This window comes from Mucilaginibacter celer (assembly GCF_003576455.2).
GTDB classification, from domain to species: domain Bacteria; phylum Bacteroidota; class Bacteroidia; order Sphingobacteriales; family Sphingobacteriaceae; genus Mucilaginibacter; species Mucilaginibacter celer.
On sequence record NZ_CP032869.1, the window covers coordinates 1,118,629 to 1,132,875 of the forward strand.

The 14,247-nt window shown below is 44.1% G+C and carries 13 protein-coding genes; 5 read left to right on the plus strand and 8 right to left on the minus strand.

Features of this window, described 5'->3' with window-relative positions:
• The first annotated feature begins 37 nt into the window (after window positions 1–37).
• A complete protein-coding gene (locus HYN43_RS04515) occupies window positions 38–535 on the plus strand; it encodes a hypothetical protein (protein ID WP_119408319.1) in 498 nt (165 codons plus the stop codon).
• Window positions 536–677: 142 nt separating this feature from the next.
• Here HYN43_RS04515 and HYN43_RS04520 read toward each other — a convergent pair whose 3' ends face one another.
• The 4 genes from HYN43_RS04520 to HYN43_RS04535 form a co-directional block, all read right to left on the minus strand.
• Window positions 678–1,496 carry a DUF4249 domain-containing protein gene (locus HYN43_RS04520; protein ID WP_162996314.1) on the minus strand — a complete coding sequence of 273 codons (819 nt, stop codon included), beginning with the start codon at window positions 1,494–1,496 and terminating at the stop codon, window positions 678–680.
• A gap of 4 nt (window positions 1,497–1,500) precedes the next feature.
• Window positions 1,501–4,164, minus strand: a complete 2,664-nt coding sequence (locus tag HYN43_RS04525) for a TonB-dependent receptor (protein WP_245447154.1) — start codon at window positions 4,162–4,164, stop codon at window positions 1,501–1,503.
• A gap of 57 nt (window positions 4,165–4,221) precedes the next feature.
• Complete coding sequence (locus tag HYN43_RS04530) at window positions 4,222–5,214, minus strand: FecR family protein (RefSeq protein WP_119408321.1); 993 nt, start codon at window positions 5,212–5,214, stop codon at window positions 4,222–4,224.
• Between the two features lie 134 nt (window positions 5,215–5,348).
• Window positions 5,349–6,512 (minus strand): alpha/beta hydrolase-fold protein, encoded by a 1,164-nt coding sequence (locus tag HYN43_RS04535; protein WP_119408322.1) that lies wholly within the window; start codon window positions 6,510–6,512, stop codon window positions 5,349–5,351.
• Window positions 6,513–6,630: 118 nt separating this feature from the next.
• Between HYN43_RS04535 and HYN43_RS04540 the strand changes: the two genes are divergently transcribed.
• The gene (locus HYN43_RS04540; protein ID WP_162996315.1) at window positions 6,631–6,945 is read left to right on the plus strand and encodes a hypothetical protein; all 315 of its coding nucleotides are present in this window, start codon (window positions 6,631–6,633) and stop codon (window positions 6,943–6,945) included.
• Window positions 6,946–7,001: 56 nt separating this feature from the next.
• Window positions 7,002–9,200, plus strand: coding sequence for a TonB-dependent receptor (locus HYN43_RS04545; protein ID WP_119408324.1), 2,199 nt, complete (start codon window positions 7,002–7,004; stop codon window positions 9,198–9,200).
• Window positions 9,201–9,311: 111 nt separating this feature from the next.
• On the opposite strand, the gene HYN43_RS04550 is transcribed toward HYN43_RS04545, so the two are convergent.
• From HYN43_RS04550 to HYN43_RS04560, 3 genes are all read right to left on the minus strand, one after another.
• On the minus strand, window positions 9,312–9,863 hold the full coding sequence (locus HYN43_RS04550) for a dihydrofolate reductase family protein (protein ID WP_119408325.1): 552 nt from the start codon (window positions 9,861–9,863) through the stop codon (window positions 9,312–9,314).
• A gap of 107 nt (window positions 9,864–9,970) precedes the next feature.
• Window positions 9,971–10,558, minus strand: coding sequence for an RNA polymerase sigma-70 factor (locus HYN43_RS04555; protein WP_119408326.1), 588 nt, complete (start codon window positions 10,556–10,558; stop codon window positions 9,971–9,973).
• Window positions 10,559–10,838: 280 nt separating this feature from the next.
• Window positions 10,839–11,189 carry a hypothetical protein gene (locus tag HYN43_RS04560; RefSeq protein WP_119408327.1) on the minus strand — a complete coding sequence of 117 codons (351 nt, stop codon included), beginning with the start codon at window positions 11,187–11,189 and terminating at the stop codon, window positions 10,839–10,841.
• Window positions 11,190–11,462: 273 nt separating this feature from the next.
• Between HYN43_RS04560 and HYN43_RS04565 the strand changes: the two genes are divergently transcribed.
• Entirely contained in the window at window positions 11,463–11,933 is a 471-nt protein-coding gene (locus tag HYN43_RS04565) for a pyrophosphohydrolase domain-containing protein (RefSeq protein WP_205589869.1), read from the plus strand.
• Window positions 11,934–11,958: 25 nt separating this feature from the next.
• Window positions 11,959–12,915, plus strand: coding sequence for a 23S rRNA (adenine(1618)-N(6))-methyltransferase RlmF (gene rlmF, locus HYN43_RS04570; protein ID WP_245447156.1), 957 nt, complete (start codon window positions 11,959–11,961; stop codon window positions 12,913–12,915).
• Between the two features lie 178 nt (window positions 12,916–13,093).
• On the opposite strand, the gene HYN43_RS04575 is transcribed toward rlmF, so the two are convergent.
• A complete protein-coding gene (locus HYN43_RS04575) occupies window positions 13,094–14,242 on the minus strand; it encodes an acyltransferase family protein (protein ID WP_119408328.1) in 1,149 nt (382 codons plus the stop codon).
• Window positions 14,243–14,247: the final 5 nt, after the last annotated feature.

The following is a 14,247-nucleotide window of genomic DNA, read 5'->3' on the forward strand; positions in this document are numbered from 1 at the left end:
GGATTTTTAAAAGGGATTTATAATATTTGTGGTACATATGAATATCGAATTGACCGTAAATCAAACCGGTGATTTGTTTTTTGAAAAATGGCAGAAAGATACCTCAATCAGTATTTTTGTGTTGGGCCCTGCTTTCCTGATCTTCTTTTCAGTATGCACCATGATGATGGTTGGCGTTACATGGAATTGTGTTTATATCTTAACTCCGCCTATACTTATAACAATAGGTGCTTTTTATTATTCGCCGTTGGTTTTAAGGAAAAAGTATATTAATAACACTGTACAAAGCTTATCAATTGATGACGATATACTTAATTTAAAAACATTTAAATTGTTCGGAAATAAGCCGATCATAGTTTCTTTAGATATAAGAACCGTTAAAGCAGAAGAGATCAATGAACGTTTTTTTGGCGATAAAAAAATTGTCTTACTAAAACACACCAGCTCTGAAATGCAGGGCTTTTATTTAGTAGATGAGCTTTTTGATAGCCCGAAGCGCTTCGCTGAGCTTTTTGAAAGCCTAAACAAGGGGTGATCGGGTAACCCACGTGTGCTTTTAATCGCATCAAACTCTATAACCGCGTAAACAGAATATCTTCACGATTATAGAGTTTGGCTGTGTTTTCGCTAAGCTTGAACCAGCTATTTCAGAATTTTATACGTCCGTCATGGGGGGCTTACGGAGCCGTCAACTTCTTCCGTTCCACCGTATGGGCACTAAAATATCCTAATGCTCCACCCTTAATATTCGTCATCGGATTGGCAGGCGCAGCATTGTTGCCATCGCCATTGGCGCTATTGCTCAGGCTGTAAAAATATTTGTAAACAGCCTGGTCAATACTGAACATCTCTATGGTTACCTCATTGCCGGGGCGGATATCGCGTGCCGGGTTATCGTTGTCATTGCTGAAGCGCAGGTTGTTATTCACGTCCTGCCCGTCGGTAAACTCGTCGTCTTCCAGCATAATGGTTTCTTCCTTGCGACCGTTTACATATTGTACAAAGCGGTAGTAGTTTTTCACCCCGGCCGGGTCATGATATTGCGCGGTTACGTATTTGCGCGGGGTGCCGTCTTTATTGTTAATCAGTTCATCCTTAACCAGGTAAATGCTATCCAGCTTAACAGCCGGCAGCATGGTACAGGTTGATGTGAATGTTTTGCCGTCAACACTTACATTTAATTTATAAGTATGGCCGGGGGTGCCTGTTAGGGTATTGTTTTGATAGATGCCGGCAGATGTAGGGCTGAGTGTATAGGTATTGGTTTCATCGGCAATGGTTACGGTGGCCCCGCCAATTCCGTTAAAATTATTGTTGTCGGTAAAGTTTTTGGTTTTGCTGAGCAGTACTTTGCAGCCGCCCGCTTCGTTGGTGAGCACGCCTTCAACAACATATTGCGGGGTGCTGTCTTTCAGTTTCAGGTCGATGGCTTTTTCGCAGGCACTTAGTGTGGCTGCTATCAGCAGGGGTATAATATATTTTATAGTGTTTTTCATCGGCTTAAAATTTAAAGTTATAGGTAACTGATGGCACAAAGGTGAACAGTGTGGTGCGCACAGCCTCGGTACGGGTTGGATCAGTTTTATTATCGCGGAAAAATATGCGGTAGGCATTAGGGTTTCCGTAGGCGTTATACAAACTAAATGTTAAGTCTGATTGCATTTTAGCTGTTTTTTTGAGCTGTTTGGTTGCACCCAGATCGAGGCGATGATAGGCCGGAATCCTGTCGGCGTTGCGATTGGTGTAGTAATAGTAGTTTACACCGTCAACCTGGTATTTGCCGGTGGGGTAAGTAACGGCATCGCCGGTGTAGTACACAAAGTTGGCCGAAAATGTCCATTTGTCGCTGGCTTTATAAATGGCTACAATGGCAATATCATGCGTACGATCCTGCCGGGCATTGTACCATTGATTACTGTTGATACCGTCGATCATTTTTTCAGATTTGGAAAGCGTATAGCTGATCCAGCCGCTCAATCTGCCTGTTTTTTTCTTTAGTAAAAATTCGGCACCATAGGCCCGGCCCTTTCCGTAAAGCAATTGTGTTTCGATAGGTTGGTTGGTGAATACGTTGGCGCCGTTGCGGTAATCAATCTGGTTTTGCAGCTTTTTGTAATAGCTTTCAACCGTAAACTCGTAGTTATGCTTGTTGAAATCGCGGTAATAACCTACCGAAAACTGGTCGGCCAGTTCGGGTTTGATGAGGTTGGTGCTGGCCACCCATTTATCTGTTGGCGAGCCCGCGTTTGAGTTGGAGATGAGGTGCAGGTTTTGCGCGTTGCGGGCATAAGAGGCTTTTAATGAGCTGATATCATTTAACTGAAAAGCCGCGGCTACACGGGGCTCGGGGTTAAGATAGGTTTTTACTGCCTGGCCCGAATTGTAATGCGTTGCGCCGGTGATATTGCCATCGCCATCAACCGTATAATAATTACCCGAGCCAAGAATGGTGAAGGCCGATAAGCGTACACCGTAAGTTAAAGTAAACCGGTCTGTAGCCCGCCAGGTATTACTGATATAGGCCGAATTTTCGAGCGAGTAACGATTTTCCAGACTCTGCGATATGACGCCCGAGTTGCCCGTGGCCGAAATTTCGCCCGGTTTAATGGTATGGTAAATAGCATTTACCCCAAAGCTTACTGTATTGTTTTGCCCTGCATACCATTGCAAATCCTCCTTAAAGTTAAAATCACGGATTTGCGAGTAGATATTGTACTCGTTCACATCCTGCTTAATGTTCAGCTTATAATCGTAATTGCTGTAAATAAGCGAGGTGTTGGAGAATAGCTGGCTGTTAAAAATATGATTCCAGCGCAGGGTTGCTGTGGTATTGCCCCAGTTTATACCGGCAATATCGGCAGCGCTCAATACATCCTTGCCAAAATATCCAGAAAGAAATAACCTGTCTTTATCACCCAAAACATAATTGGCTTTCGCATTTAGATCATAAAAATACAGCTGGCTGTTTTTAGCAACGCTATCTTTTGATAAGGCCAGGAATGAATCGGCATAAGTGCGCCGCGCCGAGATCAGGAAGGATGATTTGCCCTTTTGAATAGGTCCCTCGGCATTAACCCGGGCTGCAATTAGCCCGATGCCACCGCTTACACCAAATTTCTGGTTGTTACCATCATTCATTTTAATATCCAGTACCGATGAGAGCCTGCCGCCGTATTGGGCAGGCATATCGCCTTTGTAAATGCTGATGTTTTTAATCGCATCGGAGTTAAAGGTGGAGAAGAAACCCAACAGGTGTGATGCATTGTAAACAGGTGCCTCATCCAACAGGATCATATTCTGATCGGCCGCGCCGCCGCGAACGTAAAAGCCGCCGCTGCCTTCGCCCGCAGATTTAATGCCGGGCAGTAATTGGATGGTTTTGATCACATCGCGTTCGCCAAGCAATACCGGGATGTTTTTGGTTTCCTGGATGCTGAGGTGTTCAACTCCCATTTGCGGGCTGCTCAAATCGCGCGCTCCGGCCGGTTTAGCTTTAATGGTTACTTCGGTAAGTTGCTGGGCGTTATCTTCCAGCTCGATATTTAAGCGTTGGTTGCTGCTTAATAATACCGGTATCACCATCGATTTTTGGCCCATAGCGCCTACCGAAAGCTGATAATCGCCGGCAGGCAGGGTGAGCGAATAAAATCCGTACTCGTTGCTTGATGTGCCCATGTTGCCGTTCACCACCCTAACGCTTGCGCCTATAATGGTTTCGCCGGTTTGTTTTGATTTAATGGTGCCGCTTATGGTGTATTTGCAGTCGGCCGGCGCGGCTGCCGACTTTTTTGCTTTCGCCGGGTCAAACTTTATCAATACCTCCTGGTCAAGCACCGTAAATGTAAGTGGTTGTGCTGCAAATGCGGTGCGCAATACATCGCCAAGGCGTTGGTTGTTGGCTTCAATACTGATTTTTATGGTGCTTTTGGCAACTGTTTCATTATAAGTGAAGCGTACGCCGCATGCTGCTGTTATTTTATCTAAAGCCTGTTTTAAGGGCTCGTTTTTTAAGCTGATGGTAACTGGTTTATCCAATGGATTTTGCGCATCGGCCCAAATAGGATGGGCTATACTGAGCAGTAATATGCAGAGCACCGTTCGGACAGAGAGCCGCGTTATTCTGCCAATCAGCATGGTAGGCCATGCCGTTTTGTTAGTTTTCATAAATGCTGTAATTGTTGTGTTGTTGTTCCTTTTGGGGGATTTTTTTAATTGAAAAAGTTAATTGACCGGTGGCAGCGGTTGCAGATGATATTCGTTCCCGGTTTTGCTCCAACGGAGGTCCATAACGGCGCAAAGTTTATCCAGGGTTTTATCAACGGCTTCGTTGGTATTGATATGGCCGTAGAAACCTGCTTTAGCAATACCCGGTGCGAGGGTTACGTGGATATCATACTGTAATGACAGGTCATCAATAACGGTTTGCAAAGCCGCGCCATCATAACTAAACAAACCGGTGCGTTGTGCAAGAAATTCGGATGCGTTGGGATAATCTTCCTTTACTAACAACCGGTTGTTTTTATTGTAGATAGCCCGCTGATTAGGCGTCATGATAACCTGCTGGCTTTTGGGCAGGTTGTGTTCCTGCACGCCCACTTTGCCGCTTACCACGGTAACTTCAGATATGATCTGATCCGGGTAGGCTTTTACGTTGAAGCTGGTTCCCAATACCACGGTTTTAAGCTGGCCGGATTGAATCACAAAGGGATGGTCTTCGTCATGCACTACGTCAAAAAATGCTTCACCTTCCAATGTTACCAATCGCTCTTTAGCACGGAATTTATCCGGATAGCTGATATGCGTGCCGGGGCTAAGCCAGATGCGGGTACCATCGGGCAGGCTGATCTGTTTATGCTTGCCGGGAGCTACCGTCAATTCAACCTGTTTGGCGGGATCGACAATGTTTAATACTTCGTTTTTGTAAAGCGCGGCAAATGTAATTAACAGTACCACTGCTGCAGCGGCGGCAATGTTTCGCCATAGCCTAACCACTTTGCGCGCGGGTTGTGCCGGCGTTTCCATTTGTGCGGTTATCTTAGCCAAAATACTTTCCCGCAGCTGTTCGGGAGTTTGGTGTTTTGAGTTTGATAGCAGAACTTCCTCATCGTTAAAATTAAGGTACCAGGCATCAAGCCAAATTTTTTCGGCCGGGGTAATGCTTCCTTGTTTTAATTTGTGGGCAAGCTCTTTTACATTGTAGGTATTGTTTTCCATCGTTGCTGATCTTTCAACCTTTTGCACATATAGTCAGCCATAATTGAAGATACCCTTAGTGGAAAATGAAAAATATTTTTGCCGGGGATGATTTTTGTTTTGAACAGGCTTTTTGCAACGAATAGAAATGTTATTTACTGTTTTTTTAACTTTTTGAGCATTTGCTTACCGCCATCGTTATTGGGATTTAACCGGATGGATTTCTCGTAATTTTTGATGGCGAGCGTTTTGTTGCCTGCATTCATATAGGCTTCGCCCAAACTATCGTAGGCATTAAATGAATCAAGGTGCTGTTTAACATTCTCTTCAAAAATCCCTATCGCGTTATCGATATGCTTTAACCGAAGTTGGTAATATCCGCAGTTGTTAAGGTATTCTTCATTAGGGGTGATAGCATAACCAAACTCCGCAGATAGCCTGGCAAAGCGACTGTTTATATCCTGCATGGTAACGCTTTCGTTGCCATAGTAATCAAGAAACCAGCTGCGGTAAATGAATTTAATGCCATCAAACAGGATGGTGTAGGGTACAGTGAAATGGTTTTCGCCGGAGTATTGTGCGTTGCTCCATTCAAACCAGCCTGGTGCCTGCTCCCGGATCCGCTTAATCAAGGCATCAACCGCCGAAGTGTTTTCATTCCCTATCCCAATAAACAATTTACCATTATGCGGATGATCAGCCTTTAAAAAAGCATCCAGGTTACGTACCAGCGGACCGGAGAGCACCGGGCTTGTTAAAACCGTCGCCGAAAATAACTGCGGATAAATTTCTTTAGTATACATGGCCGGCAAACCGGCAAGCGAATGGGCTGCCAAAATCCGGTAGGGTTGTACCCGGTAATGGCTATCTATGTAAGGTACAACCTCGTTTTTTAAGTAACGGGCAAAACGACCAAGACCCGTATCTGGCACTATCCGGGTGCTATCGGCGCTGCCATTCGGCTTTTTGGCATAAACCGGCGAGAAATCACGCTGCCTGTCAATGTTTACGATTCCCACTACTATCATTTCAGGAATGCGGTTACGATCATGCCCGGCCAAAAAATCTGTCATCTGCGAGGCATAGCCGAAATGGGCATCACCATCCAATAGGTATAATACAGGATATGTGTTGGCAGAAGTGTAATAATCTGCCGGAACATGGATCCAGAGTGTGCGCTGTTCGCCCATGATAGGGGATAAAGAATAAACCGCGGTATCATTCCTGGCCGGCAATGCGTCCTGGCCGAATGCTGATCCGGATGCTGATAACAGCAGCACAAGGCAAACAAACAAGAAGTAGAAGCGGATGTGGTTCATGATTAAAAGACCGTTGTTTTTGGCAAAACGTTACAGAAGTGAAAATTGATATGATAACCGGAAAATGAAAAAACAGTTTTTCGGGATGTAATTGAAGATGAATAATTACTTTTACCCCGTGAAACTACTGTGCCTGTTATTATCTGTTTTTGTACTTGTGCTTACAGCTAAGCCCTGTTGCTCAGATTATGACTGCCGTGCACAGCTTTCTCCCCAAAAAGAACATGCCGGCAAATCTGCGAAAGAAAAGGAATGCCCCGGCTGTTCGCCCTTTTTTACCTGCGGTTCATGCGTGGGCTTTATTGTTTCAAAACCGCTTAGTTTTAACACGGTTGTTGTTGCCCAAACTGCTTCCGTTGTTTATTCCCGCTATAACCAGCCGCTTATCCAGTCGGTGGCACTTTCTGTTTGGCAGCCGCCCAAAATAGGTTAATATATCATTTTTACGGCGTTATGGCCATCATTCGGTATTAACTTAAACACAATTTAATGAAAAAAATATATGTGCTGATCATAGCACTGCTATATACTGTTGCGGCATATTCGCAAAATACATTTAGGGCCATTGTTAAAGATGCCAAAACAAACCAACCACTGCCCCGAGCAACCGCGGGCGTTTTAAATACAACTATCGGAGGTTTGGCCGATACCGCAGGGTTGCTCACATTAAAAAATATCCCCGATGGCAAACAGGTTATCAGGTTTAGCTATATAGGTTTTGAACCAAGGCTCGATACTTTAACTTTCCCGCTACCGCAAGCCTCGCCAATAGAAATATTATTATCTCCCGAAGGAAAAGGAGAGGGAGCCGAACTTACGGAGGTTGTAGTAGGCGCAGTACGCAGCAGCCGCACCATTGCCAATATCCCAACCCGTGTTGAGGTTATATCCGGCGAAGAACTGGATGAAAAAGGCAACATGAAACCCGGCGATATCCGCATGCTGCTGGCCGAAAGTACCGGCATCCAAACCCAGCAAACATCGGCAACCAGCGGTAACTCGAGCATCCGCATCCAGGGGCTGGATGGCAAATATACGCAGATCATCAGGGATGGCTTTCCCCTGTATTCCGGTTTTTCGGGCGGATTGGGTTTGCTGCAGATTGCCCCGCTTGATTTGAAACAGGTGGAAGTAATTAAAGGCTCGTCGTCAACCCTGTACGGTGGCGGCGCAATAGCCGGTTTGGTAAACCTGGTATCAAAAACACCAACCGATGTACCCCGGCTTGATTTTTTACTGAACGGAACCTCGGCCCTGGGCCTGGATGCAAGCGGTTTCTATTCGCAAAAGTTTAAAACAACAGGTGCCACAGTTTATGCAGCTTATAATCACAGCACGGCTTATGATCCATCGGGCACGGGCCTTTCGGCTATTCCGCGGTATAATCGTTATACCCTTAATCCTAAGTTGTTTTTTTATATTAATGATGGAACAACCCTTATTGCCGGCATAAACAGTACTATCGAAAACCGCATCGGCGGCGATATGGAATATTTGGCAGGCAGGGGAGACGCACAGCATACTTATTTCGAACAAAATAAAACAGGCCGCTACAGCTCGCAGCTTCAGTTAGATAGTAAGCTATCAGGCAAGGAGAAGATCACCTTAAAAAACAGTCTGAGTTATTTTGATCGCGCAATCACCCTGCCTGGCTACCGTTTTTCGGGCAAGCAAACATCAACCTATAGCGAAGCCAATTATGCCTATAACGGTGAAAAAACCGATTGGGTAGCCGGTTTAAATTTCCTTACCGATCATTTTAACGAGGATGCCAATAGCAGTTTTCCGCTGCGTAGTTACGATTATCATACCATAGGCGGCTTCATTCAAAACACCTGGAATGTTACGCAAAAATTTATTCTTGAATCGGGCCTGCGTATTGACCATCATAACCGCTACGGCACCTTTGTGTTACCGCGTATCTCAGCGCTTTATAAAATCAGTTCGCATTTTTCGAGCAGGTTAGGCGGCGGTTTGGGTTATAAAGCGCCAAGTGTTTTTACCGAAGATGCCGAGCGTTTATCTTTCAGAAATGTGTTGCCGATAGATGTAAATAATACCAGGGCCGAACGATCATATGGTGCTAATTATGATATCACTTACCGTACCGGGCTTTTTGATAACCTGGTTAGTTTAAGCGTTAACCAATTGTTTTTTTATACGCGTATTGATAATCCTATTATCCTGATGCCTTTGGCCAATGGTAACTGGCAATACACACAGCCCCCCGGCGATCTGAACACCAAAGGAATGGAAACCAATGTTAAAATAACTTATAATAATTTTAAGCTGTTTTTGGGTTATACCCTGGCCGATGTAAGCCAGCATACCGGTAACAGTTTTGGTAATTACCCGCTGGTATCGCGCAACCGTTTAAATAATATTTTGGTTTACGAAATTGAAGACAAACTGAAGCTGGGTGCCGAAGCCTACTACTTTGGCCCGCAGCAATTAAATGATGGCACACGCGGACGGGCCTACTGGACAGCAGGTTTTATGGCCGAGAAAATTTGGGAGGGCTTTTCCATCTTCATCAATTTTGAAAACCTTACCAATACGCGGCAAACCAAATTTGGCCCGGTTTATACAGGCAGTCTCACCGACCCTACATTTAAAGATATTTACGCGCCTCTTGATGGCTTTGTAGTGAACGGGGGTATTAAATTGAGGTTGGGCAAGGCGAAGTAAAGCTTTTTGTAGAGACACATCATTTGTGTCTCCCTCAGCACAAGCAACCGTGATTAGTACGTTTGATTTGCACGCGGGAGACGCATGTGATGCGTCTCATGCATTAAAAAATTAACGTTTCAGGTAATGCAAGGCCACGTTTCCGTTTTTCATCACTATTGTATCCACCAGTTCCATTTTCATAACCTCCTTAAGGCTGATGTCATCAAATAATCGCGGTCCCGATCCGGCTATCACCGGCTGTACCACTATGTAAAGCTCATCGATCAATCCCATCTCCATCAACTGAGAGCGCAGGCTCATGCCACCTATCGAGATCTTTTTACCCGGAAGTTCCTTCAATTTGCGTACTTCCGCCTCCAGGTTATCACGAATGATGCGCGGACCGCCCGCTACCTCTTCCATCGTACGGGAAACCACAATATTGGGGATGGCGGTAACGGCATTGGCAAATTCATTGGTTCCTTTTGTTCCGGATTGTGTGCGGGCTACCTCATCCCAATAGGGCGTCATCAACTCGTACATTTTGCGGCCCGTAACTGTCTGATCCACACCTTTCATCAGGTTGGCAAAATATTCGTGTAATTCTTCGTTGCCGCTTAATTTGGTATGGTCATAGCAACCATCTATGCTGATGTTTAAAGCGCAGATCACGTTTCTCATGGATGATTTTGTTTGGTTTTGATAAAGATAAGCACATGCCGTTCAATACCGCAGGGCGGTATCGCGACAAAAGTAAGGGGCTTTTAGGCAATGGTAGGTTACTATAACTAACTCAACAGTAAAATAAGCACCGGTACCGAAACCCCAAGCGACTGGCGAAGCGAGCTAAGCGCTTTGCTCATATGCGCCTCCACTGTTTTTTGTGAGATGCCCAGTTCGGCAGCTATCTCGGCGTAAGTTTTATTTTCATCCCGGCTTAGTAAAAATACAATTCGGCATTTTTCGGGCAGTTGGCTAATACCTTGTTCGATCCTTTCGCGCAGCTCTTTTTCTTCCAGCCATTGTGTAGTGCTATCCTGAGTTTCATCAAAGCAGAAACTCAATTCATCCAGGTGTTGTTCGCGGCGGTATTGCCTGTCGAGGTGGTTAATTACCCGGTATTTTACAGCTACCGAAAGATAGGTAGCCAGGGTGTAGTTTAATTTTAACTCCCTGCGCCGCTGCCACAGGCTTAAAAATACTTCCTGCACCACTTCTTCTGCCTCAAGCTCATCATCCAAACGATGGTAGGCCACCGCAAAGGTTTTATCCCAATACCTGTTGTACAGCTCGGTAAAGGCATCGCGGTTGTCGCTGGCCATCAGCTGCAAAAGCTGTTCGTCTGTATGGGCTATATGCGGGTTTGGTGCAGGCATTATTTTATCTGCAATGCTATGTTAAAAAAATGCACAAATTTAACATTCGTGCTTTTTTAACAAGCTTTAACAAATTGTAAGTTTAGAGTTATATCCGGCGGTAAAGTTACAAGGCCGCTGTTATTTAAAAACATTCTGTAACAAAAAAGCCGCCCGGAAAAAAACCGGACGGCTAAAAGTATGAGATCAGTTAATAGTTAAAGCCGATTGATACGTTAATCAATTGGCTTTTAGGATAGAAAAATAAACGAAACATTACTCTGTTTCTTCTTTTTAAAGCTTAAGCAGTTTTTTCAGGTTCTGCGGCTTTAACTTTTTTGCTTGCCGGCGTTTTTGCGAGTGTTGCAACCACCGGTGCTTTTTCTGCCACAGCTATAACCTCAGCTTTTTTTTCTTTTTTTGCTTTTGGTGCTTCGGTAACAGTAGCCGCATGTACTACCGGACTGAGTTTTGAAGCTAAAGTTTTAGCCAGGTTTTTTGAAGCTTTGTCGATGGCTTTTTTGGCTTTTTTAATATCGGGTCCAAATTCGCTTACAAGAGTTTCTATTTGGAGTACTAACTTGTCTTTTAACTGTTTTTTTAATGCTTTACGGGCTTGTTTGGTAGCTGCTTTATCTTTTATATTTTTCATGTGAACGGATTATAAAACCTTTGAGTTTGGCGAATTTTTATTTTGATTTGCAAATTTAGGTTAAAATAAAGTTTGTTTAATATTATATTTATGTTAACAACTGTTAGGTTTGTTAAGTTTTTATTAATTGATATTCAGCGCCGATAATAAATTAAATACTATTACTCCTGGATATTGATGCGGATATTTATCCGTACCGTTGATATTAATTTTTTGACGGCCTGTGGGTTAATTCATACCTTAGCTGCTTAATTTTATTTGCCTCAGATAACCATGATCAAAGATTTAAGCGCGTTAACCCAGGTTGCTGAATTTCACAGCACCTTTAAACATCCTATTGTTGAAAAGCCGGCTATTCCCTCAAAATCACGTTCAGACCTGCGTGTTGAACTTATTGCCGAAGAGTTGAAGGAATTACAACAGGCTATTAATGATAACAATATGGTTGAAGTGGCCGACGCACTTTGCGATTTGCAATATGTATTATCGGGCGCAGTACTGGAGTTTGGTTTAGGCTCGAAATTTAAAGAACTGTTTGACGAGGTACACCGCTCAAACATGAGCAAAGCCTGCAAAACTGTTGAAGAAGCCGAAGCTACCATCGCGCACTACAAAGCAAAATCAGATACAGACGCTTATTATAAAGAAATTGACGGCCTTTACCTGGTATACCGTACCGCCGATCATAAAACATTAAAATCTATCAATTATTCGCCTGCCGATTTGAAAACAATTGTAGGTTAATTATATATATTAAAAACGCTATCCATTGTCATCATCAGCACCCAACAATCCGCCCGAGGCTAAAACAAATATGCATCCCCGCAACAAACATCGCGAGGGTTACGATTTTAAGGCATTAATAAAAACACTGCCTGCATTACGCCCTTTTGTGCGGATGAATGATTATGGCAATCAAACCATCAACTTTGCCAACCCGGCTGCTGTAAAAACGCTGAACCAGGCGCTGTTACAACATTATTATAGTATAAAGGATTGGGATATCCCGGAAGGTTTTCTGTGTCCGCCAATTCCGGGCCGGGCTGATTATATCCATTACGTAGCCGACCTGCTGGCTTCTTTTAATAATGGTGTAGTACGCAAAGGCCGCAAGGTGAGGGTGCTGGATATTGGCACCGGTGCCAACCTGGTTTACCCTATAGTAGGTTTTAAAGAATACGGCTGGAATTTTGTTGGTGCCGAACTTGACCTGGAAGCCATGGCATCGGCACAAAAAATTATCGAACAAAACACCCATCTAAAACTCGCCGTCGAACTAAGGCAGCAAAGCAAAAAGGCGGATATTTTTAAAGGCATCATCAAACCCGGCGAATTGTTTGATCTCACTATCTGTAACCCGCCTTTTCATGCCTCGGCTAAAGAGGCGGCAGAAGGTTCGGCCCGCAAATGGGATAATCTTGGGCTGCGAAAGGAGAAACAACGGGTGCTGAATTTCGGCGGCCAAAATACCGAGCTCTGGTATCCCGGCGGAGAAGCTAATTTCCTGAAGCTTATGGCCAGTCAAAGCAAGGTATTTGAAAAGCAGGTACTTTGGTTCACTACGCTGGTATCTAAAAAAGAAAACCTCAGGGTATTATATAACGCCCTTCAAAAGGAAGGAGTTAAGGATGTGCAAACCATCAACATGTCGCAAGGCCAAAAAGTGAGCCGCATTATGGCCTGGACTTATTTGACTAAGGAAGAGCAGCAGTCTTTTAACCGTTGATTTTTTTGATTACGTTGATTTCGCTGATTTTTTTATTTTTTGGATTACACTGATTTTGACCGTTGATTTATTTTGATTACGCTGATTGCGTTGATTTTTTTCTGTTCAGACAAAATCCTGCTTATCCTAAAAATCCACCCAAATCCTGGTTATGACATCAACGCAATCATTATCCTGATCAGACTCTCAAAAATGTCTTCTTCGTATACAAATAATACAAAAACACCCACTTCACCATCACATAGCAAATAGCCATTACCACAATATTATACGGGTTGCCAACCAGTTGGCCTATCCATCCAAAAAAGCCTTCGGTGGTATAATCCCATTTAATGAAATGGCCTGATATGTAGATGAGGATAGAGTTCATGCCTATCACCCTGAAATAAAAGGCCCATTTTTGATAGCCCTTTACATCAATAATATAATAAAACAAAGCCATCAGCAGTAAACTTAAACCGCCTACGTGCAGCACGAACGAGCTTGTCCAAAGGTTTTTGTTGATAGGGAAATCCAGGTTCCAAATTTGCGCCAGGATCAGGAATATTACGCCTATTACCGACATTGTAGCCACTTTGCGCATTTGGGTTATCCCGCCTTTTTTGAGTAACGTACCGGTAAGAATTCCCAGAATGCCTGTACTGATAGCGGGAATAGTTGAAAAGAGGCCTTCCGGATCATGAATACCTAAATACAACCTGCCGGGCAAAATGCTCCGGTCAACAAAGGAAGCAAAATTGCCCTGCATGGTTAAATCGCCCATTGGGAAGCCTGGTGCCGATGTAAACTTAAGCAGCAACCAGTATCCTATAATAAAAAAACCGAACCAGAACATTTGCCAGCGCTCTTTGCTGTACAGGTAAATGATGTTGGCAAACATATAAGCTATACCTATGCGGCCCAGTACGCTGGGGAAGCGGATTTGAGAAATAGGCATTATTTTTAAGCCATTATTTACCACAAGGCCCAACAGCACTAAAATAAACGCCCGTTTTATCACCCTTAATAATAGTTGTTGTTTCGATTTGCCTTTTTCTAATTCGCGGCCCACCGAAAACGGGGTGGATACGCCGGCCATAAACAGGAACAGCGGGAAGATCAGATCGTAAAGGTGAAAACCATTCCAGTCGGGATGGGTAAACTGGTTGGCTATGGCACCCCAAAACGGCGAGCCCGTAGCTTTGGCCATGCCGTGAAAGATCTCTTCGCCACCCATAATCCAAAACATATCAAAGCCGCGCAGGGCATCTAACGAGAATAATCGGGTAGGGGCGGCGTTAATATCGTCGGCCTGTTTGGCGCTTGCCTGTGTTGCTGTGGTAACCATTGGTT

Coding starts and splice junctions, on each gene's coding strand:
- HYN43_RS04550 (WP_119408325.1), bottom strand. CDS start 9,863: ATGAGAAACGTGATCTGCGCTTTAAACATCAGCATAGATGGTTGCTAT.
- HYN43_RS04515 (WP_119408319.1), top strand. CDS start 38: ATGAATATCGAATTGACCGTAAATCAAACCGGTGATTTGTTTTTTGAA.
- HYN43_RS04555 (WP_119408326.1), bottom strand. CDS start 10,558: ATGCCTGCACCAAACCCGCATATAGCCCATACAGACGAACAGCTTTTG.
- HYN43_RS04560 (WP_119408327.1), bottom strand. CDS start 11,189: ATGAAAAATATAAAAGATAAAGCAGCTACCAAACAAGCCCGTAAAGCA.
- HYN43_RS04545 (WP_119408324.1), top strand. CDS start 7,002: ATGAAAAAAATATATGTGCTGATCATAGCACTGCTATATACTGTTGCG.
- HYN43_RS04530 (WP_119408321.1), bottom strand. CDS start 5,214: ATGGAAAACAATACCTACAATGTAAAAGAGCTTGCCCACAAATTAAAA.
- HYN43_RS04565 (WP_205589869.1), top strand. CDS start 11,463: ATGATCAAAGATTTAAGCGCGTTAACCCAGGTTGCTGAATTTCACAGC.
- HYN43_RS04575 (WP_119408328.1), bottom strand. CDS start 14,242: ATGGTTACCACAGCAACACAGGCAAGCGCCAAACAGGCCGACGATATT.
- HYN43_RS04535 (WP_119408322.1), bottom strand. CDS start 6,512: ATGAACCACATCCGCTTCTACTTCTTGTTTGTTTGCCTTGTGCTGCTG.
- HYN43_RS04520 (WP_162996314.1), bottom strand. CDS start 1,496: ATGAAAAACACTATAAAATATATTATACCCCTGCTGATAGCAGCCACA.
- HYN43_RS04525 (WP_245447154.1), bottom strand. CDS start 4,164: ATGAAAACTAACAAAACGGCATGGCCTACCATGCTGATTGGCAGAATA.